Consider the following 21,426-nt stretch of genomic DNA (forward strand, 5'->3'; position numbering starts at 1 on the left):
GGAGAGACAGCATGTCCAGCCCTTCTATTCACGGCATCATCGGCTACACCATCACCCCCTTCACCGCCAACGGTGAACACATTGATCTCGACGCACTGGGGCGCTCCATCGATCGCCTGATCGACAGCGGCGTACACGCCATCGCCCCACTGGGCAGCACGGGCGAAGGCGCCTACCTGAGCGATGCGGAGTGGGATCAGGTCAGCGAATTCAGCATCAGGCACGTCGCCAGGCGCGTGCCGACCATCGTCAGCGTCTCAGACCTGACCACCGCCAAGGCAGTGCGGCGCGCCCGTTTCGCCGAAACCCATGGCGCCGACGTGGTGATGGTGCTGCCAGCGTCCTACTGGAAACTCAGCGAAGCCGAGATTCTCGCCCACTACCACGCCATCGGCGAGAGCATCGGCGTGCCGATCATGCTCTACAACAACCCGGCCACCAGCGGCACCGACATGTCGGTGGACCTGATCCTGCGGATCTTCAATGCCGTGGAAAACGTGACCATGGTCAAGGAGAGCACCGGCGATATCCAGCGCATGCACAAGCTGCAACTGCTCGGCGAAGGCCAGGTGCCGTTCTACAATGGCTGCAACCCGCTGGCGCTGGAAGCATTCGCAGCCGGAGCCAAAGGCTGGTGCACCGCGGCGCCGAACCTGATCCCGCAACTCAACGGTGCGCTGTACCAGGCCGTGCTGGCCAATGATCTGGGCAAGGCACGAGAGCTGTTCTATCGCCAGTTGCCGTTGCTGGACTTCATCCTCAAGGGAGGACTGCCGGCGACCATCAAGGCCGGCCTGCGCATGACCGGGCTGGAAGTGGGTGATCCGCGCCTGCCGGTGTTCCCGTTGAATGAAACGGGTTGCAGTCAGTTGCAGGAATTGCTGGATACCTTGCGCTGAGACAATCCCCCTGATGATTGTTCCCGCGCTCTGCGTGGGAATACAGCCCGTGACGCTCCGCGTCACTGGACGCAGAGCATCCCTGGAGGCATTCCCACGCGCGAGCGTAGGAATGATCGGAAGGTGTATTCAAAGCACCGGCGTGGTCTTGTCTTTGATGATTGTGGTCGGGCCATTGGTCTTGACGCTGGCAATGCCTTTGTCCCTGGCGGCGTCCGAGGAATACGCCTCGCTGTTGCCGATGACCTGATGATTGGCCGCCTTGAGATTGAAGTAAGGATGGCCGTCCTTGGTGGTTTTTTTCTCGTAGCGATCATCCAATGGGCTATTGGTCTGCACCGAGGCGATGCCGTTATCGGCGGCGGTACGCGTGGTGTAAAGCTCGCTGGTGAGAATGGTTTCGGCGTTGGCCGCTTTCAGCACGAAGCGGAATTGGCCATTGCTGCTTTTACTCAACTCATACCATCCAGACATGCGTCTGCTCCTGTCGATTGAAATGGCGGGGGGATTACGACTCTGAAGTAAAGCCCTTCCTCGGCGTTTGGCCAGTTCAAATTTCCGGGTGCCGGTGCGCGGGAGTTCAGATAGCCATGGCGGGCCTCCCGACATAGAGGCCCGCAGATTACTTGACCGCCGCCCGCACCACTGACAAACCGGGCGCCCGCTCCCGCCGCTGGCTCAGGTAACGGGTGCAGCTGACCCGCAGGAACGAGGCGAAGTTCACCACTTCGCCTCGATAGTCCATCACCTCTTCATAGAGTTTGGCGATCAACTGGTTGGTGGTCATGCCATCCATTTCGGCGATCTCGCTGAGAATGTCCCAGAACTGGTTCTCCAGGCGCAGCGTGGTCACCACCCCGCAGATGCGCAGTGAGCGCGAGCGTGACTCGTACAGAATCGGGTCGGCTTTGACATAGAGCTCGCACATGCGCAGGCCTCCGCTTACAAGGTGATGGTCGTGCCCAGCAGACCGAGGAACCCGGCCAGCCAGCTCGGGTGCGCCGGCCAGGCAGGTGCCGTCGCCAGATTGCCCTGAACGTGGCCTTGCGTCACCGGGATGTCGATGTACGTGCCACCGGCCAACCGCACTTCCGGTGCGCAGGCCGGATACGCGCTGCATTCGCGCCCTTCCAGAATCCCCGCCGCCGCCAGCAATTGCGCACCGTGGCAGACCGCGGCAATCGGTTTTGCGGCCTGGTCGAAGGCTTGCACCAGTTGCAGGACCTTGTCGTTCAAGCGCAGGTATTCCGGCGCACGACCACCAGGCACCAGCAACGCGTCGTAGTCCGCGGCATCGACCTTGGCGAAGTCGAAGTTCAGGGCGAACAGGTGACCGGGTTTTTCGCTGTAGGTCTGGTCGCCTTCGAAGTCATGGATCGCGGTGCGCACGGTCTGCCCGGCGGTTTTGTCCGGGCACACCGCGTGCACCGTGTGACCGACCATCAGCAGCGCCTGGAACGGCACCATCACTTCATAGTCTTCGACGTAATCGCCAACCAGCATCAGAATCTTTTTCGCAGCCATGGGGAGGACTCCTCTGAATGAATCGTGGGCACAACGGAATCTTCAAGGTAGTCCCGATCAGGTAGGGGTGGGTAATAATCAGCTACTACATAGCGCTGCACACTGTTTACGAGCCGCAGAGGCTTCTGTGGTGAATGTCAAAACTGTACGGATAACTCTGCACCTGACTGTAACAGCGCAGCCTGCACGGTTTGTGGCTAGATGAAGACATCTCTCCCTCGCTTCTGGTTACCGTCATGTCCTCGCGCGAAAATACCGGCATGGCCCTGGGCCTGCTCGGCGTCATCATCTTCAGCCTGACCCTGCCCTTCACCCGGATCGTCGTGCAAGAACTGCACCCGCTGCTCAACGGTCTGGGCCGCGCGCTGTTCGCGGCGATTCCAGCGGCCGTGTTGTTACTGTGGAATCGGGAAAAATGGCCCACCTGGCAGCAGGTCAAAGGTCTGTCGCTGGTGATCGCCGGGGTGATTCTCGGGTTTCCCGTGCTCTCGGCCTGGGCCATGCAAACCCTGCCGGCGTCCCACGGTGCGCTGGTCAATGGCCTGCAGCCGCTGTGCGTGGCGCTGTATGCCGCCTGGCTGTCCCATGAGCGCCCCTCGAAAGCCTTCTGGGCCTGTGCCGCATTGGGTAGCGCGCTGGTACTGGGTTACGCGCTGATCAGTGGCGCCGGGAGTATTCAGGCCGGTGACTGGCTGATGCTCGCAGCCATTGCCGTCGGTGGGCTGGGGTATGCCGAAGGTGGTCGCCTGGCCAGGGAGATGGGCGGCTGGCAAGTGATCTGCTGGGCACTGGTACTGTCGACTCCCCTGTTGATCGGCCCCGTGCTGTACCTGGCCATGCAGCATCAGGGCGAGATTTCCGCCAAGACCTGGTGGGCCTTTGGCTATGTATCGCTGTTCTCGCAGTTCATCGGTTTTTTTGCCTGGTATGCCGGGCTGGCCATGGGTGGCATTGCCCGGGTCAGTCAGATCCAGTTACTGCAGATCTTCTTCACCATCGCGTTCTCGGCACTGTTCTTTGGAGAACAGGTCCAGCCGATCACCTGGTTGTTCGCCGCCGGGGTGATCGTGACGGTGGTGTTGGGACGCAAGACCGCGATACGGCCAGCGCGCGCGGTCACGGCGTAGCCGCACGCGGGTATCACGCCAGGTAGCCGTCAGCCCGCAGCAGGGTTTCCAGGCAATGTTCACTGATGTGATAGAACGCCTTGAGCTCCTGGATTTTCACCAACAACTGGGCCGGGTCCACCGGTTCGGCACGCTTGACCGCCAGGATCATCTTGTTCTTGTTGGTATGGTCCAGGGAGATGAACTCGAAGACCTTGGTTTCATAACCACAGGCTTCGAGGAACAGCGCCCGCAGGCTGTCAGTGACCATCTCTGCCTGTTGGCCAAGGTGCAAGCCGTATTGCAGCATCGGCTTGAGCAGTGCCGGGCTCTGGATTTGCAGGCGAATCTGTTTGTGGCAGCACGGCGAGCACATGATGATCGACGCGCCCGAACGGATGCCGGTGTGGATCGCGTAATCAGTGGCGATATCGCAGGCATGCAGGGCAATCATCACGTCCAGCTCGCTGGGCGCCACGCTGCGTACGTCACCGCACTTGAACACCAGCCCCGGATGCTCCAGGCGTGCGGCCGCGGCGTTGCACAGGCTGACCATGTCTTCACGCAGTTCAACGCCGGTGACCACGCCTTCAGCCTTCAAGATATTGCGCAGATAATCGTGAATGGCGAAGGTCAGGTAGCCCTTGCCCGAGCCGAAATCCGCCACCTGTACCGGCTTGTCCAGCGCCAGCGGTGAAGCGGTCAGTGCATGGCTGAACACTTCAATGAACTTGTTGATCTGCTTCCACTTGCGCGACATCGCCGGGATCAACTCGTGCTGCTTGTTGGTCACGCCCAGGTCGGCGAGAAACGGCCGGTTCAAGTCCAGGAAACGGTTTTTCTCGCGATTGTGGTCCGCCGAAGGCACTTCACGCAGTTGCTGCGGCTTGCTCTTGAACAGCGAGCTCTTGCCCTTCTTGCTGTACTCAAGCTGGGCTTCATCGGTCAGCGACAGCAGATGGGCGTTCTTGAACGACTGCGGCAACAGCCCGGCAATCGTTGCCACACCCTCTTCCACGGGGAAGTTCTTGGTAATGTCGCGGGTCTTGTAGCGATAGACGAAGGACAGGCACGGCTGATCCTTCACGGTCAGTTGCTTGACGATGATGCGCTGCAAGTCCGTTTCGTCACCGACATACTTGGCCAACACCAACTTGATGAACGCGCTCTGCGCCAGGCTGCTGGTCAACAGGTTGATGAATTGCGCGTGATGATCCGGCGTGAGGCTGGCGGGAGTTGCGGTAGCGGACATGTAGGAAGCGCCTCGGGCGGTACGAATCTGGGGGATGCCGGTATTTTAGGGGGGATGACGGTTTAGGGCACGGGGTTATTTTTCATCAGGTCCGGCAAGCGCGGTCCAGGACCTGATGACTCGGCTAAAAAACTCAGGGTTCCACCAGTCGGAGTTTGCGATTGGCAGGGGCGTTAATCACGTATTTGACAATCAGTCCCACCGGTACCGCCCAGGTCAGGCCGTTGGCCGGATCCGTGACCACCGCCACGGTTTCGGAACTGGCTGCGATATCCAGACGTCGGCGATCGTGGCTGGACTTGAGTATTCCGTAGGCATGGCTCACCAGCCGCTCCGCCAGATGCATCGGCACGTCGATGCTCTGCAAGTGCCTCACTGCGCGACAGAACAGCACCTGGTCGTCAATGAGGCCACCGCTCTCATGCCGGGCCAGAAACGCCAGGGCAATGCCCAACAGTTCTTCATTCAAATCCGGTAGTTCATCGACTCCCTGCATGCTCACGACTCCACGGGGGTTTCCATCGAAGGCTCGCTCACCACCACAGGTCGCGCGGCGCGACGCAGGTCGGGCCCGGCGCAAGGCAAGCGCACGGCCGGGTTGGGCATGCCACTGGGTGACAGTTCATGGGTCATTTCGAACTCCGCACGCACCGACCAGCCGCAGGCTTCCGAGGTGCATTGCAAATACGCCACCCGCAGGAAAATATGACGGCCCTCGCTGGTTCGAATGCGCATCCTGCTCAGACAATGAGGACAGACCATTTTGTAGGTACTCATGCTTAACTCCCGACTGTCATCTGGTGGCGATAAACCCGATCAAACACAATACTGTCTGAGGCATTGACGGGCCCTGCCCGGTGATACGAAAAACGTCTGCCAGACATAAGAAAGTGCAGTAAGCAGACGCACAATTGATATGAGCCAAGCTCGTAGGAAATCCCCCCGATACCATTAGGAAGCTTCGTCATCGTATTCTTCTGATTCATAGTTGATGGTTGATCACCCATAAAAAGTACTCATTTCGCATAAGTTAGGCACTCGAAAAACATATGTCAAAAGGAAGAGGCTCAAATTGCGTAGCAAAAAATCACAAGCTGTCCTCGCTCGCCTGAAGCAAATTACCGGCACAACAACCGATGCTTCTTTGTCTTCAGCACTGCAGGTCAGCCCGCAAACTCTCAGCAGCTGGAAAGGACGCGACAGCATGCCATACGCATTATGCGTATACATCGCACAAACCCGTGGTATTTCCCTCGACTGGCTGCTGCTAGGTGAGGGCCCTGTACAACGGCATACGCCTGCCAATCACATTGAACACGCCCAACCCGATACACCACGCGAACATACGATTCTTGCCCTCTGGCGATTGCTCAACGAAGATGATCGCTGTGCAATACAGTGCGCACTGGAAGAAAAAAAGCGCCTGCGAGAACTTGAACTAAAGCTTGCCGAAATGGCTTCACACCTATCAGCACTTCAACACTCCAACGACATATAAAGCCACAATCATCCCCACCCTTGTTATTTAAAGGCGCGCCACCAGACTACGATGTTGCCACCGCTGCGAATAATCAGCGCGCATAACAAAACACTGGTTAGCGTGTGCCACTGGCTCACCGGCTGAAGTGCCAGCATTACATCCATACCGGCCAGGCACAGTCCCCCCCCGCACAGACTGGTCAATAGCCTGCCTTGCCAGCCGTGACGCTCTTCGTCGCGCTGGTAACAGGCCAGCCTGAATGCGCTGAGCAAATGCGCCGCGGCGGTGATGCAGACCAGAACAAACATCCCTCCCTCAATCATCTGCGCCCCCTCAAGTGCCGGATAATCTCTGCAAGACCAGCACCGTCGACCCACTGCATGATTTTTATACTGATCGGAATGACGATCAGCGCGCACAGGAATGCCGTCACGCCGCCGGTCAGGAAGGGGGCCAGCGACAACGCCACGGGGGTAAACAGATAGCCGACCCCCGCCGACAAGATCAATGAAGCGATGCGCTGCCAGGCCTTGAAGTTGTTGCGCGTGGTCGTGACCAGCCAGGCGCCGAGGGTGGCACCAAACAGTACCTCGCCATCGATGACGGGCAATGTCGCCGCCATACCCAACCCTAGCAATACATCACTGACGCTGTTGTAGGCCGAATCAGTCAGGCTCATGGGCACCTCCCGTGCGCGCACTGGCGACAGTAATCACCCCCACCTCAATGGCCTTGAGCAAGGCAGCACTGCGTGACTTCACTGCGAACTTGCGGCGAATATTATTGAAGTGAAAATTGATCGTGGTTTCCGAGCAATTCTGGATCCTGGCGATCTCCCAGGAGGTTTTCCCCCGAGAGCACCACAGCAGCGCTTGCGTCTCTTTGGCGGTCAGCATGACCGGCGCAGGTTTTGCCTCACCTGCAGAGGCTGCACAGCCAACAGAATCGAGTGGTTGATGCGTTGACATGACATGAACTCCCTCTACGTCAGAACCCCTGTGGTCAGGGCGTTCCCGGATAAAGAGAGAGGGTGGAGATCGGCCGGCGCCCGGGCAACGAGCGCCAGTTGTAGCGTTAAAACCTACAGAACCTAGCCAAGCACCACCAGGCGATTGGGTAACTCGTTACGCACATGGGTCACCGGAACGTGCACCTTGAGCAATTCGCCACAAGCCTCGATGCAGTTCACAAAGCCCTGCAATGTCTGCCCCTGTTTCACTTGCTGGGTGAAGGTCGCGACGATGGCGTCCCAGTGGGTGTTGTCCAGGCGACTGGAAATGCCCTCGTCCACCAGGATCTCCACATAACGCTCGGCCTCGCAGACGAAAATCAGCATGCCGGTACTGCCCACGGTGTGGTGCAGGTTCTGCTCCAGGAATTGCCGGCGCGCCAGGTTCGAGGCGCGCCAGTGGCGCACTGAACGCGGGATCAGGTGCGTGGTGATCGACGGGATCCGGAACACCAGGCACAACACGATGAAGCTCGCCCACTGCACCAGTAACAACGTGTGCATGCTCAGCCAGCCGGAAAGGTAATGCACGATGCCCGGCACGGTCAGTGCCACCAGGCTGGCCCACAACAGCGGAATGTAAGTGTAGTCGTCGGCCCGGGCCGCCAGCACGGTAACCAGTTCAGCGTCAGTGTCGCGCTCGACCCGGGAAATTGCCTCGGCGACCTGGCGTTGTTCGTACTCACTCAGTAGTGCCATGGTTTTGAATGCTCGTTCATTGTTGTTCTCACCAGCCGCCCGACGAACCACCGCCACCGAAACTGCCCCCACCGCCACTGAAGCCGCCGCCCCCTCCCGAGCCACCGCCAAAGCCGCCACCGCCAAACCCGCCGGATCCCCCGCGACCGCCGCCACTGGGCAGGATGCCGAGCATCTGGCAAACAAACAGGGTGAGGATAAACAGCAGGACCAGAAATACAAACAAACCCGGATGCTGCGCGACAAAGTCGCCGTCGTGCTGATCGCCCGAGTCGTAAGCCGTGGTCGGTTCATCCAGCGGGCTGCCACCCAGCACCACCAGCATCGCCGCCACACCGTCGCTGATGCCCTTGCTGAAGTGGCCGGTCTTGAACGCCGGCGTGATCACCTGGTTGATGATCACCGAACTCTGCGCATCGGTCAGCCGGTCTTCCAGACCATAGCCGACTTCGATACGCAGCTTGCGCTCATCCCGTGCAACGATCAGCAAGGCGCCGTTGTTCTTGTCCTTCTGCCCGATCCCCCAATAGCGTCCCAACTGATAACCGTAGTCATCGATGCTGGTGCCTTGCAGGTCGGATAGCGTCACCACCACCAACTGCTCACCCGTGGCCAGTTCATGTGCCTTGAGTTGCTGGCTCAGTTGCTCGCGCACCGACGGCTCGATCATCTGGGCCTCGTCCACCACCCGCCCGGTCAATGCCGGAAACTTGAGCTCGGCCTGCGCGGTGATGGCAAACACCCAGAGCACCAGCACCTGGCTCATTTTCAAGACGCGCATGGGCACCTCATCCCTCGTGAATTGGGGTGTATCCCGACAGCACGCGTGTCACCGCCGGGAGCCTGCGCCTGTCAGAACTTCACTTGCGGGGCTTTATCGGCATCCGGGCTGGTGGCCTCGAAGGTCTCGCGCAACGGCAAGTCGCTGTACATCACGCTGTGCCACAGACGGCCCGGAAAGGTGCGGATTTCGGTGTTGTATTTCTGCACCGCGAGGATGAAATCACGGCGCGCCACACCGATGCGGTTTTCCGTGCCTTCGAGTTGCGATTGCAGCGCCAGGAAGTTCTGATTGGCCTTCAGGTCCGGGTAGCGCTCGGACACCACCATCAAACGGCTCAAGGCGCCGCTGAGCTGGTCCTGTGCCTGCTGGAACTGCTTGAGCTTTTCCGGATTATCGAGTGTGCTGGCGTCCACCTGGATGGCGGTGGCCTTGGCCCGGGCCTCGATGACCGCGGTCAGGGTGTCCTGTTCATGTTTGGCATACCCCTTGACCGTCTCCACCAGGTTGGGAATCAGGTCGGCGCGTCGCTGGTACTGGTTCTGCACTTGCGACCAGGCCGCCTTGGCCTGTTCGTCGAGGGTCGGAATGGTGTTGATGCCGCAGCCGGACAGAACCGCTGTCACCAGCATCAGGACCGCCACTTGCCAGCCCGAGCGATAGCGCTGTTGTTCATTCATCTGAGTGATGCTCCCTTGCCCTGCGCGATGGAAATAGCCCGCAATCCTTCATTGCTGTCTCTTGGGGCATAATCTGCCCCCGCCACTGGATTGCATCGAGCCAATCGGCTAAAAGGTGCCCAGCGCGAGTTCCGAAGTTTGCGGTATTTACCCGAACAACAATAGTCGCTCCCTAAATTTTGGCTGACCGATGCGTACTCACTACCGTCGCTTGGGCTTTTGAGAAAACTATTCATGAAGAAGCTGTGTTTGCTGGGCCTGACCATCGGCCTGGCCAGTCACTCGGTATTGGCCGACACAAAGCCTGCCCCGATTGAAAACAAGGACGCTTTCGTCAGCAACCTGATGAAGCAGATGACCCTGGACGAAAAGATCGGCCAATTGCGCCTGATCAGCATCGGCCCGGAAATGCCCCGCGAGCTGATCCGCCAGGAAATCGCCGCCGGCAAGATCGGCGGTACGTTCAACTCGATCATCCGCCCGGAAAACCGTCCGATGCAGGACGCGGCCATGCGCAGCCGGCTGAAAATCCCGATGTTCTTTGCCTATGACGTGATCCACGGCCACCGGACGATTTTCCCGATCCCCCTGGCCCTGGCCTCGAGCTGGGACATGGACGCCATTGGCCTGAGCGGACGCATTGCGGCAAAAGAAGCCGCCGCCGACAGCCTCGACATCACCTTCGCGCCCATGGTCGACATCTCCCGCGACCCCCGCTGGGGCCGCACCTCTGAAGGGTTCGGCGAGGACACCTACCTGGTGTCGCGCATCGCCCAGGTGATGGTCAAGGCCTACCAGGGCACCGGCCTGATCGGCGCCGATAACATCATGGCCAGCGTCAAGCACTTTGCCTTGTATGGCGCGGTGGAAGGCGGTCGCGACTACAACATCGTGGACATGAGCCCGGCCAAAATGTACCAGGACTACCTGCCGCCCTACCGCGCCGCGATTGATGCTGGCGCAGGTGGCGTGATGGTGGCCCTGAACTCGATCAACGGCGTACCGGCCACCGCCAACACCTGGCTGATGAAGGACCTGCTGCGCAAGGAGTGGGGCTTCAAAGGGCTGGCGGTCAGTGACCACGGCGCAATTTTCGAGCTGATCAATCACGGTGTGGCCCGCGACGGTCGTGAAGCGGCGAAGCTAGCGATCAAGGCCGGCATCGCCATGAGCATGAATGACAAGCTCTACGCTACCGAACTGCCAAGCCTGCTCAAGTCCGGTGAAATCCAGCAGAGCGACATCGACAGCGCAGTGCGTGAAGTGCTCGGCGCCAAGTACGACATGGGCCTGTTCAAGGACCCGTACCTGCGCATTGGCAAGGCCGAGGACGATCCCGCCGACACCTATGCCGAGAGCCGCCTGCACCGCGCCGAAGCCCGTGACGTCGCCCGGCGCAGCATGGTGTTGCTGAAGAACCACAACGAAACCCTGCCACTGAAGAAAACCGCGAAGATTGTCCTGGTCGGCCCGCTGGCCAAGGCGCCGATCGACATGATGGGCAGTTGGGCGGCGGCCGGTCGACCGGCGCAGTCGGTCACCCTGTTCGATGGCATGACCCGTGCCCTAGGTGATCAGGCCACTCTGACCTACGCCCGTGGCACCAACATCACCTCGGACAAGAAAGTCGTCGACTACCTGAACTTCCTCAACTTCGATGCCCCGGAAGTGGTCGACGACCCGCGTTCGGCGCAGGTCATGATCGACGAAGCGGTGAAAGCCGCGCAGCAGGCTGACGTCATCGTCGCGGCCGTGGGCGAATCCCGTGGCATGTCCCACGAGTCGTCGAGCCGCACCGACCTGAATATCCCGAGCAACCAGCGCGACCTGATCAAGGCCCTCAAGGCCACCGGCAAACCGCTGGTACTGGTGCTGATGAACGGCCGTCCACTGACGATTCTCGAAGAAAACGAACAGGCCGATGCGATCCTCGAAACCTGGTTCAGTGGCACCGAAGGCGGCAACGCCATCGCGGACGTGCTGTTCGGCGACTACAACCCGTCCGGCAAGCTGCCTATCAGCTTCCCGCGTTCGGTGGGGCAGATTCCGACCTACTACAACCACCTGACCATCGGCCGCCCGTTTACCCCCGGTAAGCCTGGCAACTACACCTCGCAGTACTTTGATGACATCACCGGCCCCCTGTATCCGTTTGGCTACGGCCTGAGCTACACCCGCTTCAGCCTGGCGGACATGGCACTGTCATCGACCACACTGAACAAGACCGGCAAGATCGATGCCCGCGTCACCGTTAAAAACACCGGCAAGCGCGACGGCGAAACCGTGGTGCAGTTGTACCTCCAGGATGTCACCGGTTCGATGATCCGCCCGATCAAGGAACTGAAAAACTTCCAGAAGGTGATGCTCAAGGCCGGGGAACAGAAAGTCATTCACTTCAGCATCGAAGAGAACGACCTGAAGTTCTACAACAACCAGCTCAAGTACGCGGCTGAGCCTGGCACGTTCAACGTGCAGATCGGCCTCGACTCCGCGGACGTGACGCAACAGAGCTTCGAGTTGCTCTAAGCCCCTGAAACTGATCGCTCCCACGCTCTGCGTGGGAGCGATCAGCTGGATCAGCCCCGCCGATCCAGCAGATTGACCACCACCCGGTCCACCCATCCCCACACCCGCTGCTTCACCCGTTTCCACAACGGTCGCCGTTGCCACTCCTCCAGGTTGACCCGCTGACTCAAGGCAAAGTCATTCTCGAAGCTCGTCGCCACCGCCAGCGTCAGCGCCGGGTCGATGGCCTCCAGATTGGCTTCCAGGTTGAAGCGCAGATTCCAGTGATCGAAATTGCATGAGCCGATGCTGACCCAGTCATCCACCAGGACCATCTTCAGGTGCAGGAAACACGGCTGGTACTCGAAAATTTTCACGCCAGCCTTGAGCAGCCTTGGGTAGTAGCGATGCCCGGCGTAGCGCACCGATGGATGATCGGTGCGCGGCCCGGTGAGCAACAGGCGGACATCGATGCCCCGTGCGGCAGCCTTGCGCAGCGAACGACGGACCTTCCAGGTCGGCAGAAAATACGGCGTGGCCAGCCAGATCCGCTGTTGACCGCTGTTCAAGGCACGGAACAGCGACTGCAGGATATCCCGGTGCTGACCGGCGTCGGCGTACGCCACCCGCCCCATGCCCTGCCCCGCTGACGGCACCCGGGGCAGGCGCGGCAAACCGAAGTGCGAGGCGGGTTTCCAGGCTCGACGGTGGCGGTTGGCGATCCATTGCCGGTCAAACAGCAACTGCCAGTCGAGCACCAGGGGACCGCTGATTTCCACCATGACCTCATGCCACTCGCTGGTGTCGTGACCCGGCGTCCAGAACTCATCCGTGACGCCGGTACCTCCGACCACCGCCAACGTCTGATCGACCAATAGCAATTTGCGGTGATCGCGATAGAAGTTGCCCAACCAGCGCCGCCAGTTCAGGCGATTGTAAAACCGCAGCTCGACACCGGCGGCCATCAGCCGTTGGCGCAGGCTCAGGGTAAACGCCAGGCTGCCATAGTCATCGAACAGGCAGCGCACCCGCACGCCACGCTCGGCGGCCTGCACCAGCGCCTGGACCATGGCCTCGGCGCACGCCCCCGCCTCCACCAGGTAGAGTTCCAGTTCGACTTGCTCTTGGGCGCGGGCAATCGCCACCAGCATTCGCGGAAAGAACTGCGGACCGTCGATCAGCAGCTCATAACGGTTGCCGTCGCGCCAGGGGAACACTGCGCCGCGCATGTCAGCGCGCCGTAAAAATCAGTACCGCGCCCACCGGTACCGACAGGCTGATCGCCGACAGACCGGCAACCTGGCGCAAGCGCTCAAGCCCCGGGGCAAGATTGAAATCCTCGGCGCTGATGACCACGGGCTCAAGGGTGACCACCTGAAAGCGCCGGTCATCCAGGCGGGTCGCCAACAGCTCGGCGTTGTACTGGTGTTGTAGGCCGTGAAGGCTGACGGTCAGCGGCAAGCGCAACTCCAGCTGCGCGCCTGGGGCCAGGTCGTTGATCGGTCGCAGATCGATCTGTGCCGTGATCAGGGCTTCGGGAAAGGTCTGAATCTCGAACAATTCCTTGCGCATGCGCTCATCGCGTAGCGGAATGCCGCTGTTGATCGAGTCCAGCTCGACCTCGACTTGCGCCAGGCCCTTGGGATCGACCTTACCGTGCAGCACCAGAAAGCGCTGAACTTCGGAGATATTGGCATTCTTGGTGGACACGAACGACAGCCGTGAAGACTCACCGTCCAGATACCAGTTGGCGTGGGCCGGCACGGTTGCAAACAGCAACGGCAAGCAGGCCAGGGAGGTGCAGCAGAACCGCTTGAACATAGAGACTCATGGGCAAGTAAACCTGAGCCGAACCTTAGCCTGAGTCGAGGCGCTTGCAAACAGCGCCGGGCAAAAGAGCTAGGGCATCAGGCGGCAGCCCTGACGCGCACCGAGCCAGGCCGCCGTGTTGCTGCGCCCCATGCCACTGGCCGTGACCCGCTTATGCTCAGTGTCATCGATGAATCCGTTGATGGGCACGTACTGCTTCACATAGCCCTGGCAATAGTCCGCCGGCTGATGGGCCACATAACGGCACGAACAATACTCCTTGGCGGTGTAGGCGCTGATGATGTCCGGGAACGCCCATAATGCGACCCGTTGCTGCCAGCCCCACCCCAGCAGCACGACCATCGCTACCCACATCAACGTGAGCCAAGGTCGACGACGAACGAAACCGCGCGTCATGGCTGCGCCTTCTGCGCAAAGGCCGCCCGCGCGCGCTTGAGCAATTCGTTGTGCCGATAACTGCCATCACGGTCATCGCCATAGCGCACGATCACCAGGTTTTCACCGGGCAGCACATACAGCGCCTGCCCCCAGTGCCCGAGGGCGGCGAAGGTCGCTTCGGGCGCGTCCGGCCAGGGTCTTGGCGCGCCATCAACCGCCCGATTGAGCCACCAATGCCCCCCCGGTACCGCCGCGTCCTGATGGGCCCGGTACCCGGCGAATGGCTGGAGGCTGAACGCGACCCAGTCCCTGGGCAACAACTGGTGTTCGCCCCAACGACCGTTGCGTTGCATCAGCAGGCCGATACGCGCCAGGTCACGGGCCGTCATGTAGACATAGGACGAGGCGACAAAGGTGCCAGTGGTATCGGTTTCCCACACGGCGCTGCGGACCCCCAGCGGCTCGAACAGCGCACGCCAGGGATAGTCGGCATAACGTTGCGCCCCCACCATGGCCTTGAGCGCGGCGGCCAACAGATTGCTGTCACCGCTGGAGTAACGAAAGTGCTGGCCCGGCGGGCTGAACGGGTCATGGCCGGCCGTAAAGGCGGCCATGTCGGCGTGACCGCGGGTATACAGCATGGCCACCACGGAAGAGTTCAGCGGTGCGTACTCGTAATCTTCCTGCCAATCCAGCCCCGATGCCCAGTGCAACAGATCGGCAAGGGTCACGCCCGGATGACGCTGCATCGGCGGATAAAACTTCGCGACCGGGTCCTGCAACCGCAACAACCCTTCGCCATAGGCCACCCCCAGCAGGGCGGCCAGCAGGCTCTTGCTGACCGACCAGGTCAGGTGCGGGGTGTCGGCGGTCGTGAGGCCTGCGTAGCGTTCATAGATCAACTGGCCATCGCGAATCACCAGCAAGGCATCGGTGCGAATGCCTTTGCGGGTGGCGTCGTCCCGAGGGGTGAAGGCGTAATCCTCCAGCGCTTGAAGCGCAGGTCCGCTGACCTTGGGGCCAGGTGGCCATTGATCAGTGGGCCAGCTTTCGGCGCACACCGAACAGCTGACCAACAGCATCAACAGCAGGGACAAGCCTTTGAACATGACGAGGGCTCGGCGAATTGAATCTGCTGAGCCTAGTCGAGATCAATGACAGTTCGAAATCAGGTGGTCCGCGATCTGGCCCGTCACTTCAACGAAACATCCACCAACGCCTTGGCCAGCCGCTTGGCCCTGGCCCCCGCCGCCAGATCCAGCACCGCCTGATCCCTTGCCCATAGCGCCGCCCACTCGGCGGGGCCAGCGGCAAAGGCGGCATTGAGCGCTACCTTCAATCCGTCAAACTGCGCGAACAAACCACCCAGCAGCACATGACCGGCGCTGCTGTCGGGTGGCTGGCGACTGGCTTCCGCGCACCCGGCCAGCAGCGCCAGCAGCTGCAGTTGCAGCGACTGCGCCCAGCCACAGTCCTGACCGACGCCATACAGCCAGGCGCTCATGGCGCTGAGCACATAGAGGTCTTCGAGGGTCCTGAAAGGCTTGACGTAGGCATCCCAGCCATCGCCGGCCAACAGCTCACAGGCGGCGTTTTCGAGGTACAGCCGACCGTGGCTGATGTCCGGCATCAACGGTATCGCCGGCATTTTTTCCACCCGGACGCCGGACTCACCACGGTACACCACCGCCAGGCTCAGGCGGGGAGCCTCTCCCATCTCCTCGCTGCGCGCTGCCACCAGCATCCAGTCCGCCGCATTGCCCGCGGTAACGAAATCCTTGCGCCCGCTCAAGCGCAAGTCGGCCAGGCGGGTTTGCATGTCGGCCGGCCGCAGGCTGCGCTGTTCGGTCGCACACAAGGCACCCAGACTGTGCGGTGCGCTGGGCCATAACATGCGCAACGCGGCCTGGTACCCCACCAGGAAGGCCTGCCCGGGCGTCGCCATCATGCGCCCGCCGCGCACTGCCAACTCGAAGGGCGAGACCCCGCCCAGGACCTCCAGCAAATTCGCGTAACCCTCGGCCAGGTCGGGGTTTGCGGGCAGTCGCGCAGTGCAGTTCAACAGGGCTTGCCAAGGCATAAAAGGGGTCCTCAAGGGCTGTCACACAAGCATCACCAAAACTTCATGGCGATGACACCGGGGCTACATAGCCTGACTTTGCACAACAAAGTCGATCGACTGCAACCCACGATGGGTGCGCAGCCCGTACGGAGACTCGCAATGACTCAGATCGCACGCATCAGCGACACCGGCACTGAACGCCGCCTGCAAGCCGAACGCCTGATCGGCCCCCAGGCACTGCAGCAAGCCCAGGCCCTGCGTTTCAGCGTATTCAGCGGCGAGTTCAACGCCAAACTCAAAGGCGCGGAACGGGGTCTGGACATGGATGACTATGATGTTCACTGCACCCACATCGGAGTCCGTGACTTGAACACCGGGCGCCTGGTGGCCACCACCCGTCTGCTCGACCACCAGGCCGCCAGCAGCCTGGGGCGTTTCTACAGCGAAGAAGAATTCAGCCTGCATGGCCTGGTACATCTGCAAGGCCCGATCCTGGAGATCGGGAGGACCTGCGTCGACCCGGCCTACCGCAACGGTGGCACCATCGCGGTCCTGTGGGGCGAACTGGCCGAAGTGCTGAACCAGGGCGGCTACAGTTACCTGATGGGTTGCGCGAGCATTCCGATGCAGGACGGCGGGATCCAGGCCCAGGCGATCATGCAGCGCCTGCGCGAACGCTACCTGTGCACCGAGCACCTGCGCGCCGAGCCGAAGAAGCCTCTGCCGAGCCTCGACATCCCGTCCAACGTGATCGCCGAAATGCCTCCACTGCTCAAGGCCTACATGCGTCTGGGCGCGAAGATCTGTGGCGAACCGTGCTGGGACGAGGACTTCCAGGTCGCCGACGTGTTCATTCTGCTCAAGCGCGATGAGTTATGCCCGCGTTACGCCAAGCACTTCAAGGCGGCCGTATGATGAGCCGCCTGCGAGTGTACGCGCGGATAGCGCGGGTGCTACTGGTGGTAGCGCTGGGCCTGAGCATGGCGGCGCTGTTCGGCCTGTTCGAACGCATGGGCCTGGCCAACTCCATGGTGCGGCGCCAACGCTGGTCGCGCTTTTTCATGACCCGCCTGAGCAATGCCCTGCCGTTTCGCGTCACGGTGCACGGTGACGTACCGCAACGGCCAATGCTCTGGGTCAGCAACCACGTGTCCTGGACCGACATTCCCTTGCTGGGCATGCTCACGCCCCTGTCGTTCCTGTCCAAGGCCGAAGTGCGCACCTGGCCGGTTGCCGGCTGGCTCGCGGCCAAGGCCGGCAGCCTGTTCATTCGCCGGGGCGCGGGTGACAGCCAACTGGTGCGCAAACAGATGAGTCGCCACCTGGAGCGCCAACACCCGCTGGTGATATTCCCGGAGGGCACGACCACCGATGGTCGCTCGTTGCGCACCTTCCACGGTCGCTTGTTGTCGGCGGCCATCGACGCGGACGTGTCGCTGCAGCCGGTGGCTATTCGTTACCTGCGTAATGGCCAGATTGACACGCTGGCCCCCTTCATCGGTGACGACGATCTGCTTTCACATCTGATGCGCCTGTTCGCCAACGATCAGGGCGACGTGCACATCCACCTGCTCAGACCGATTGCCTGCCACGGCCAGGAACGGGCGGCACTGGCGTTCGCCGCACAGCAAGCAGTGCAAAGGGTGTTGTTTGGTGAGGTTCCGGAAACCACACAGCCAGTCCCTTCGCGCCCGGCCATCGCAGCCTGACACAGGCTCCCAGCGGGTACAAAAAACTCTGTGGGAGAGCGCCGAGCGGTGCTCTCCCACATCAGCGCTGCACTGCCAGTTGGCTTTGCGCAAACGCCTGGAGTTGCGGATAGAGCAACCGAAAGTCCTCGCTCAACGGCTCATACAACCGCTCCAGTTCCTGCATCGCCGCCGCCAGTTCTTCCGGGCGCGACAAGCGTCGCGAGATCCCGCGCAACACCTGATCCAGCACCGCAAAATCCCGGTACGAACCCAGCCAGTCATCCGCGGCCATGTACGGCGCGATCTGCGCCAGCCTCCCCGGCAACTGTGGTTCGGCGGCAAGCACCCGGTAAACATCCGCAGTGAAATGCGCAAGCGATGAGTCGGCGTACAGCGCCCAGTCCCGCGCCAGGCAGTGGTCGAAAAACACATCGAGCACGATCCCGGCATAACGCCGCCGGGTCAGGGTAAATCGCGACAACGCGACATCCACCAGCACATGGCGGTCGGTGAACGCATCGATGTGTCGATGCAGGGTGATGGCGTGCTCGATCTCCGGGTTGAACTGCCCGTGCAGCCGGCCTTTGACAAAATCGCCATACAAACTGCCGAGCAATTGACCGGGACGCTGGCCACCAAGGTGAAGATGTGCAAGATAGTTCATGGTGCATAGCTTAGCACCGCACCTCACATATCGTTATAACCCGATATACCGATTTATGCTGGTATCAGATCAAAATCATATTGGTATATCGCGAAATACCGATTTAAAGTTCGCTTCATCGCGATATAACGCTGTACCCAACCCGAGCACTGCCATGTCCACCATTGACCTCGACGAAATAATAAAAGCCCTGGCACACCCAGTACGGCGAGACATCCTCAACTGGCTGAAAGACCCCGCGACCGCCTTTCCCGATCAAGAGCACAGCACCGACTTCGGCGTCTGCTGCGGACAAATCGATAAACGCTGCGGCCTGTCGCAGTCGACCGTCTCCGCGCACCTGGCGACCTTGCACCGCGCGGGCCTGATCCGCAGCCAGAAGGTCGGCCAATGGCACTTCTACAAACGTAACGAGGACACCATCCAGACCTTCCTCGACACCTTAGGCAAAGAGCTCTGAGGAGCTCATAAAGGATCCAACCATGCCCCTCTCGCTTCTCATCCTGGCCTTGAGCGCCTTCGCTATCGGTACGACCGAGTTCGTCATCATGGGCTTGTTGCCCGATGTGGCGGCCGACCTGGGCGTCTCGATCCCCGGCGCAGGCTGGCTGGTGACCGGCTACGCCCTGGGCGTGGCCATCGGCGCCCCCTTCATGGCAATGGCTACCGCCAGACTGCCACGCAAGGCGGCACTGGTCGCGTTGATGGGCATATTCATCGTCGGCAACCTGTTGTGCGCCATGGCCAGTGACTACAACGTGCTGATGTTTGCCCGTGTGGTCACGGCCCTGTGCCATGGCGCGTTCTTCGGTATCGGTTCGGTGGTTGCCGCCAGCCTGGTGCCCGCCAACAAGCGCGCGTCGGCCGTGGCCCTGATGTTCACCGGCCTGACGCTGGCCAACGTACTGGGTGTGCCATTGGGTACCGCGCTGGGTCAGGAAGCCGGCTGGCGCTCGACGTTCTGGGCCGTGACGGTGATTGGCGTGATCGCGCTGATCGGCCTGATCCGCTTCCTGCCGGCCAAGCGTGATGAAGAAAAACTCGACATGCGCGCCGAACTGGTGGCCCTCAAGGGGGCCGGGATCTGGCTGTCGTTGAGCATGACCGTGCTGTTCTCCGCCTCCATGTTCACCCTCTTCACCTACGTCGCGCCGTTGCTGGGCGATGTCACCGGGGTCTCGCCCAAAGGCGTGACCTGGACCCTGCTGTTGATCGGCCTTGGCCTGACCCTGGGCAACATCGTCGGCGGCAAGCTGGCGGACAAGCGCCTGGCGGCGACCCTGATCGGCGTATTCGTGTCCATGGCGGTGATCTCCACCGTACTGAGCTGGACCAGCGTTGCCGTGATCCCGACCGAAATCACCCTGTTCCTCTGGGCTACCGCTGCCTTTGCCGCGGTACCTGCACTGCAAGTCAACGTGGTGGCCTTTGGCAAGGCCGCGCCCAACCTGGTGTCGACCCTGAACATTGGCGCGTTCAACCTCGGCAACGCCCTGGGTGCCTGGGTTGGCGGCAGCGTCATCGCCCACGGCTTCGGCTTGACCAGCGTGCCCCTGGCCGCCGCGGCGCTGGCCGTCCTGGCCCTGCTGGTGACCCTGATTACTTTCCGTCAGAGCGGCGATGCCGAACTGGCACCCGCGACAAACTGATCATTTAAAGAAGGGTTGTATTTCATGACGACTATTTTCGATCCCATCACGCTCGGCGACCTTACCCTCGAAAACCGCATCATCATGGCGCCACTGACCCGCTGTCGCGCCGACGAAGGCCGCGTGCCCAACGCCTTGATGGCCGAGTACTACGTACAACGCGCCTCCGCCGGCCTGATCCTCAGCGAAGCCACGTCCGTGACGCCGATGGGGGTTGGCTACCCGGACACGCCAGGCATCTGGTCCAACGACCAGGTGCGGGGCTGGAGCAACGTGACCCGCGCCATTCACGGCGCGGGCGGCAAGATTTTCCTGCAGCTGTGGCACGTTGGCCGGATCTCCCACCCGACCTACCTGGACGGTGAAACGCCGGTGGCCCCGAGCGCCATCCAGCCAAAAGGCCACGTCAGCCTGGTTCGCCCGCTGGCCGACTACCCGACGCCGCGCGCCCTGGAAACCGCCGAGATCGAAGACATCGTCGACGCTTACCGTGTGGGGGCGGAAAACGCTAAAGCCGCCGGTTTCGACGGCGTGGAAATCCACGGCGCCAACGGTTACCTGCTGGATCAGTTCCTGCAAAGCAGCACCAACCAGCGCACCGACCACTACGGCGGCTCCCTGGAAAACCGCGCACGCCTGTTGCTGGAAGTGACTGACGCGGCCATTGAGGTCTGGGGGGCAGGTCGTGTGGGTGTGCACCTATCGCCGCGTGCCGACAGCCATGACATGGGGGACGACAACCTGGCCGAGACGTTCATCTACGTGGCCCGTGAACTGGGCAAGCGTGGCATCGCCTTCATCTGCTCCCGCGAGAAGGAAGCCGGCGACAGCCTCGGTCCGCGCCTGAAAGAAGCCTTCGGCGGCCCGTACATCGCCAACGAACGCTTCACCAAGGACAGCGCCAACGCCTGGCTCGCCAGCGGCAAGGCCGATGCAGTCGCCTTCGGCGTTCCATTCATTGCCAACCCGGACCTGCCGGCCCGCCTCAAAACCGACGCACCGCTCAACGAAGCGCGCCCGGAACTGTTCTATGCCAAGGGCCCGGTCGGCTACATCGACTACCCGACCCTGTAATCGCCACGCCCAATACAAAATGTATGGTCAGCCCATCTCCTGCAACCTCTTTGGCTGTTTTCGGTAAAGCTGGCTTGCGCTAATGTATCCGGGCTCATGGTGAGCGCTGTGGCAACAGCGCTCGGCCCTCGATGAGTAGCCGC

The 21,426-nt window shown here is 61.2% G+C and carries 27 protein-coding genes; 9 read left to right on the plus strand and 18 right to left on the minus strand.

The window, feature by feature from the left end; all coding sequences use genetic code 11:
- Positions 1-11 precede the first annotated feature (11 nt).
- On the plus strand, positions 12-899 hold the full coding sequence (locus CKW07_RS24095) for a dihydrodipicolinate synthase family protein (protein ID WP_095147373.1): 888 nt from the start codon (positions 12-14) through the stop codon (positions 897-899).
- Positions 900-1,028: 129 nt separating this feature from the next.
- On the opposite strand, the gene CKW07_RS24100 is transcribed toward CKW07_RS24095, so the two are convergent.
- From CKW07_RS24100 to CKW07_RS24110, 3 genes are all read right to left on the minus strand, one after another.
- On the minus strand, positions 1,029-1,373 hold the full coding sequence (locus tag CKW07_RS24100) for a YegP family protein (RefSeq protein WP_095147374.1): 345 nt from the start codon (positions 1,371-1,373) through the stop codon (positions 1,029-1,031).
- A 148-nt stretch (positions 1,374-1,521) separates the two neighbouring features.
- On the minus strand, positions 1,522-1,827 hold the full coding sequence (locus CKW07_RS24105) for a ribbon-helix-helix domain-containing protein (RefSeq protein WP_095147375.1): 306 nt from the start codon (positions 1,825-1,827) through the stop codon (positions 1,522-1,524).
- 14 nt (positions 1,828-1,841) lie between these two features.
- Entirely contained in the window at positions 1,842-2,423 is a 582-nt protein-coding gene (locus CKW07_RS24110; RefSeq protein ID WP_095147376.1) for a DJ-1/PfpI family protein, read from the minus strand.
- Positions 2,424-2,659: 236 nt separating this feature from the next.
- Here CKW07_RS24110 and CKW07_RS24115 point away from each other — a divergent pair, with 236 nt between their 5' ends.
- Complete coding sequence (locus tag CKW07_RS24115; RefSeq protein WP_095147377.1) at positions 2,660-3,550, plus strand: DMT family transporter; 891 nt, start codon at positions 2,660-2,662, stop codon at positions 3,548-3,550.
- 13 nt (positions 3,551-3,563) lie between these two features.
- On the opposite strand, the gene CKW07_RS24120 is transcribed toward CKW07_RS24115, so the two are convergent.
- From CKW07_RS24120 to CKW07_RS24130, 3 genes are all read right to left on the minus strand, one after another.
- The gene (locus tag CKW07_RS24120; protein ID WP_095147378.1) at positions 3,564-4,781 is read right to left on the minus strand and encodes an SAM-dependent methyltransferase; all 1,218 of its coding nucleotides are present in this window, start codon (positions 4,779-4,781) and stop codon (positions 3,564-3,566) included.
- Between the two features lie 133 nt (positions 4,782-4,914).
- Positions 4,915-5,277 carry a hypothetical protein gene (locus CKW07_RS24125; RefSeq protein ID WP_095147379.1) on the minus strand — a complete coding sequence of 121 codons (363 nt, stop codon included), beginning with the start codon at positions 5,275-5,277 and terminating at the stop codon, positions 4,915-4,917.
- Between the two features lie 2 nt (positions 5,278-5,279).
- The gene (locus CKW07_RS24130; RefSeq protein ID WP_095147380.1) at positions 5,280-5,558 is read right to left on the minus strand and encodes an ogr/Delta-like zinc finger family protein; all 279 of its coding nucleotides are present in this window, start codon (positions 5,556-5,558) and stop codon (positions 5,280-5,282) included.
- 295 nt (positions 5,559-5,853) lie between these two features.
- On the opposite strand from CKW07_RS24130, the gene CKW07_RS24135 reads away from it, so the two are divergent.
- Positions 5,854-6,279 carry a helix-turn-helix domain-containing protein gene (locus CKW07_RS24135; RefSeq protein ID WP_095147381.1) on the plus strand — a complete coding sequence of 142 codons (426 nt, stop codon included), beginning with the start codon at positions 5,854-5,856 and terminating at the stop codon, positions 6,277-6,279.
- Positions 6,280-6,302: 23 nt separating this feature from the next.
- Here CKW07_RS24135 and CKW07_RS24140 read toward each other — a convergent pair whose 3' ends face one another.
- The 6 genes from CKW07_RS24140 to CKW07_RS24165 all read right to left on the minus strand — a co-directional run bounded on the left by CKW07_RS24140 (position 6,303) and on the right by CKW07_RS24165 (position 9,430).
- Complete coding sequence (locus tag CKW07_RS24140; protein ID WP_095147400.1) at positions 6,303-6,569, minus strand: phage holin family protein; 267 nt, start codon at positions 6,567-6,569, stop codon at positions 6,303-6,305.
- Positions 6,570-6,580: 11 nt separating this feature from the next.
- Complete coding sequence (locus tag CKW07_RS24145; protein WP_095147382.1) at positions 6,581-6,940, minus strand: putative holin; 360 nt, start codon at positions 6,938-6,940, stop codon at positions 6,581-6,583.
- On the minus strand, positions 6,927-7,229 hold the full coding sequence (locus CKW07_RS24150; RefSeq protein WP_095147383.1) for a helix-turn-helix domain-containing protein: 303 nt from the start codon (positions 7,227-7,229) through the stop codon (positions 6,927-6,929). Before CKW07_RS24150 ends, CKW07_RS24145 begins: the two co-directional genes overlap by 14 nt.
- A 122-nt stretch (positions 7,230-7,351) precedes the next feature.
- Positions 7,352-7,969, minus strand: a complete 618-nt coding sequence (locus CKW07_RS24155; RefSeq protein WP_095147384.1) for a TPM domain-containing protein — start codon at positions 7,967-7,969, stop codon at positions 7,352-7,354.
- 28 nt (positions 7,970-7,997) lie between these two features.
- Positions 7,998-8,750: a YgcG family protein gene (locus CKW07_RS25865; RefSeq protein WP_095147385.1), complete on the minus strand. Its 753-nt coding sequence runs from the start codon at positions 8,748-8,750 to the stop codon at positions 7,998-8,000.
- A gap of 71 nt (positions 8,751-8,821) precedes the next feature.
- Positions 8,822-9,430, minus strand: coding sequence for a LemA family protein (locus CKW07_RS24165; RefSeq protein WP_095147386.1), 609 nt, complete (start codon positions 9,428-9,430; stop codon positions 8,822-8,824).
- Positions 9,431-9,664: 234 nt separating this feature from the next.
- Here CKW07_RS24165 and bglX point away from each other — a divergent pair, with 234 nt between their 5' ends.
- Positions 9,665-11,956 carry a beta-glucosidase BglX gene (bglX, locus tag CKW07_RS24170; RefSeq protein WP_095147387.1) on the plus strand — a complete coding sequence of 764 codons (2,292 nt, stop codon included), beginning with the start codon at positions 9,665-9,667 and terminating at the stop codon, positions 11,954-11,956.
- Positions 11,957-12,006: 50 nt separating this feature from the next.
- On the opposite strand, the gene CKW07_RS24175 is transcribed toward bglX, so the two are convergent.
- The 5 genes from CKW07_RS24175 to CKW07_RS24195 form a co-directional block, all read right to left on the minus strand.
- Entirely contained in the window at positions 12,007-13,164 is a 1,158-nt protein-coding gene (locus tag CKW07_RS24175; RefSeq protein WP_095147388.1) for a phosphatidylserine/phosphatidylglycerophosphate/cardiolipin synthase family protein, read from the minus strand.
- Position 13,165: 1 nt separating this feature from the next.
- Positions 13,166-13,756, minus strand: coding sequence for a YceI family protein (locus CKW07_RS24180; RefSeq protein WP_095147389.1), 591 nt, complete (start codon positions 13,754-13,756; stop codon positions 13,166-13,168).
- 78 nt (positions 13,757-13,834) lie between these two features.
- On the minus strand, positions 13,835-14,161 hold the full coding sequence (locus CKW07_RS24185) for an amidase (RefSeq protein WP_095147390.1): 327 nt from the start codon (positions 14,159-14,161) through the stop codon (positions 13,835-13,837).
- Complete coding sequence (locus CKW07_RS24190; RefSeq protein WP_095147391.1) at positions 14,158-15,252, minus strand: serine hydrolase; 1,095 nt, start codon at positions 15,250-15,252, stop codon at positions 14,158-14,160. Before CKW07_RS24190 ends, CKW07_RS24185 begins: the two co-directional genes overlap by 4 nt.
- A gap of 83 nt (positions 15,253-15,335) precedes the next feature.
- Positions 15,336-16,223, minus strand: a complete 888-nt coding sequence (locus CKW07_RS24195) for an acyl-CoA dehydrogenase family protein (protein WP_095147392.1) — start codon at positions 16,221-16,223, stop codon at positions 15,336-15,338.
- 141 nt (positions 16,224-16,364) lie between these two features.
- On the opposite strand from CKW07_RS24195, the gene olsB reads away from it, so the two are divergent.
- Together olsB and CKW07_RS24205 are read left to right on the plus strand one after the other, a co-directional pair.
- Positions 16,365-17,120, plus strand: coding sequence for an L-ornithine N(alpha)-acyltransferase (olsB, locus tag CKW07_RS24200; RefSeq protein WP_095147393.1), 756 nt, complete (start codon positions 16,365-16,367; stop codon positions 17,118-17,120).
- Positions 17,120-17,914 carry a lysophospholipid acyltransferase family protein gene (locus CKW07_RS24205; RefSeq protein WP_095147394.1) on the plus strand — a complete coding sequence of 265 codons (795 nt, stop codon included), beginning with the start codon at positions 17,120-17,122 and terminating at the stop codon, positions 17,912-17,914. Before olsB ends, CKW07_RS24205 begins: the two co-directional genes overlap by 1 nt.
- A 61-nt stretch (positions 17,915-17,975) precedes the next feature.
- Here CKW07_RS24205 and CKW07_RS24210 read toward each other — a convergent pair whose 3' ends face one another.
- On the minus strand, positions 17,976-18,560 hold the full coding sequence (locus CKW07_RS24210) for an ACP phosphodiesterase (protein WP_095147395.1): 585 nt from the start codon (positions 18,558-18,560) through the stop codon (positions 17,976-17,978).
- 154 nt (positions 18,561-18,714) lie between these two features.
- Between CKW07_RS24210 and CKW07_RS24215 the strand changes: the two genes are divergently transcribed.
- The 3 genes from CKW07_RS24215 to CKW07_RS24225 are packed head-to-tail and all read left to right on the plus strand — an operon-like array spanning position 18,715 to position 21,283.
- The gene (locus CKW07_RS24215) at positions 18,715-19,020 is read left to right on the plus strand and encodes a helix-turn-helix transcriptional regulator (RefSeq protein WP_095147396.1); all 306 of its coding nucleotides are present in this window, start codon (positions 18,715-18,717) and stop codon (positions 19,018-19,020) included.
- 22 nt (positions 19,021-19,042) lie between these two features.
- Positions 19,043-20,209, plus strand: coding sequence for an MFS transporter (locus CKW07_RS24220; RefSeq protein WP_095147397.1), 1,167 nt, complete (start codon positions 19,043-19,045; stop codon positions 20,207-20,209).
- Positions 20,210-20,233: 24 nt separating this feature from the next.
- Positions 20,234-21,283 carry an alkene reductase gene (locus CKW07_RS24225; protein ID WP_095147398.1) on the plus strand — a complete coding sequence of 350 codons (1,050 nt, stop codon included), beginning with the start codon at positions 20,234-20,236 and terminating at the stop codon, positions 21,281-21,283.
- Positions 21,284-21,426 lie beyond the last annotated feature (143 nt).

The sequence above is a fragment of the Pseudomonas sp. Irchel s3b6 genome (assembly GCF_900187415.1).
Taxonomy (GTDB): domain Bacteria; phylum Pseudomonadota; class Gammaproteobacteria; order Pseudomonadales; family Pseudomonadaceae; genus Aquipseudomonas.